Below are 2,162 nucleotides of genomic sequence, written 5' to 3'. Positions count from 1 at the left end.
CGGCGTGCCCGGCGCCCGGCGCCCAAGCCTCCCCTCCGGGGATCGACCCGGCGGCGGACGCGGATGCCGACACGGGGATCGGCGCCGGGCACGCCGTGGGGAACGCCGCAGGGGTCGGCGCGGCGCCGACCGAGCGCCTCACGGCCGCCGTGGTCAAGTCGGTCCGCGAGGCGGCCCTGCGGACCTCGTGGACCGAGTCCGACCCGGCGTACGAGGAGGCGGTGGCGGCGTTCGTGGCGGCGGGCCCGTGCGGGGCGGCGCGGACCGCGATGGCCCGCTTCGCCCGGTCGATGGCATCGGCGGCCCACGCGAACGTCCTGGGCATGGCGCTGCTCCACCTCACCATGCCGGGCGTGCCGGACGTCTACCAGGGCACGGAGCGGGAGTACGCGGCCCTGGTCGATCCGGACAACCGCCGCCCGGCCGAGTTCCCTTCAGCCCTGCTGTCCGCCCTGGACGAGGGCCGGGCACCCCGGACACTCTCGGAGGAGAAACTCCACCTCACCGCCACCGCGCTGCGGCTGCGCCGTGAACACCCGGACTGGTTCGGCCGGTTGGGCTCGTACGAGCCGCTGACGGCGGAGGGCCCGGCGGCGGACCACTGCGTGGCGTTCGCCCGCGGGGGCGGGGCGATCACGGCGGCGACCCGTCTCTCCCGGCGTCTGGAGGAATCGGGCGGCTGGCGGGACACGGAGTTGACGCTTCCGGAGGGCCCTTGGACGGACACCCTCTCGGGCCGGTCGGTAGAGGGCGGTCGGATCCCGCTGCGCGAACTGCTCACCGAGGCCCCGGTGGCACTGCTGGTCAGGCGTGACGAGTAGCGGAACGGCCCGGCGTACGCCAGTAGCAAAGGGTCGAACATCGGCTCGATATCGGATCGTCACACAAGTTACCGAAGTGCTGATAATGCCTCAGAGGCACCCCTAATGCGCCTTCTTGCGGACGACTGCGGACTTTAGCGTGAAAAAAGTCCAACACGCCCGAGAGCGGCGGCCATTAACCCGATCGAAGACAACGTGATCGAGGGCAGTTGACCTCCGCTTTCCGCGAACTCCCGCAAGGAGCCAGCATGTCCACAGCCCTACAACTGCAGGGGAGCGGGCTCAGCGCCCAGGCCTCCCTCATCACTCTGCAGGTTGACAGCATCACCCCCGCCGCAGGTCCCGCCGTCGGGGGCAATGCGGTCACGATCCAGGTGACGGCCCCGGCCCTCTACCCGCCCTTCCTGTACACCATCACATCGGTCACCTTCAACGGGAGCCCCGCGACCATAGTCGGGCAATCCAACGTGCTGTTCTCCAAGCAGGTCACGGTTGTCGCCCCGCCGCACCCGGGCCCCGTACCGGCCATCGTCCCGGTCGTCGTGACCGCCTCGTTCTTCCCGCTCGGTACTGGCATCGGCACTGGCCAGTACACGTACACCGGGCCGCCGGTGCCCCCCACGGTCCTCGCGATCAGCCCGACCAGCGGACCCACGGCGGGTGGCACCGCGTTCACCATCACGGGCGCCGACCTGTTCGGCGCAACCGTCACCTTCAACGGCGTCCCCGCCACCGGGGTCGCCGTCAACGGCGCAGGCACCTCCATCACCGGCTTCACACCCCCCGGACTGCCAGGGCCCGCGACGGTCACCGTCACCACCCCGGGTGGCGCCGCCAATGTCCCGGGCGGCTTCACCTACGTGCCGCCTGCCCCGCCCACGGCCGTGAGCATCGCGCCGCCCAGCGGGACAACTTTGGGTGGCACCGCGTTCACCATCACCGGCACCAACTTCGTCAGCCCGGCGACCGTCACCTTCAATGGTGCCCCCGCCACCGGGGTCGCCGTAGTCAACTCCACTACCATCACCGGCACCACACCCCCCGGAGCGGCAGGGCCCGCGACGGTCGTCGTCACCACCCCGGGTGGCGCTGCCGCCCTCCCCCCCGGCAGCTTCACCTACGTGGCGCCCGTGCCGACGGTCATCAGCATCGTGCCATCCGTCGGGCCCACGACAGGTCTCACGCTGTTCGTCATCACCGGCACCAACCTCACCGGCGGGACCGTCACCTTCAACGGCGTCCCCGCCACCGTGCTCCTCACGACGCCCACCAACATCGTCGGCCTCACACCCCCCGGAGTGGCAGGGCCCGCGACGGTCGTCGTCACCACCCCGGGTGGCG

At 71.3% G+C, this 2,162-nt stretch carries 1 protein-coding gene and 1 pseudogene; both read left to right on the top strand.

What is annotated here, in order from left to right; all coding sequences use genetic code 11:
• Positions 1-821: pseudogene (locus AOK16_RS22500) on the top strand (malto-oligosyltrehalose synthase); the annotation flags it as partial.
• 248 nt (positions 822-1,069) lie between these two features.
• A partial coding sequence (locus AOK16_RS22495; protein ID WP_055473987.1) for an IPT/TIG domain-containing protein occupies positions 1,070-2,162 on the top strand: 1,093 nt, incomplete at its 3' end.

The sequence above is a fragment of the Streptomyces pathocidini genome (assembly GCF_001418495.1).
Lineage (GTDB): Bacteria > Actinomycetota > Actinomycetes > Streptomycetales > Streptomycetaceae > Streptomyces > Streptomyces pathocidini.
The sequence above is the reverse complement of the archived record's forward strand: the minus strand, read 5'-3'. Positions and strand labels throughout refer to the sequence as shown.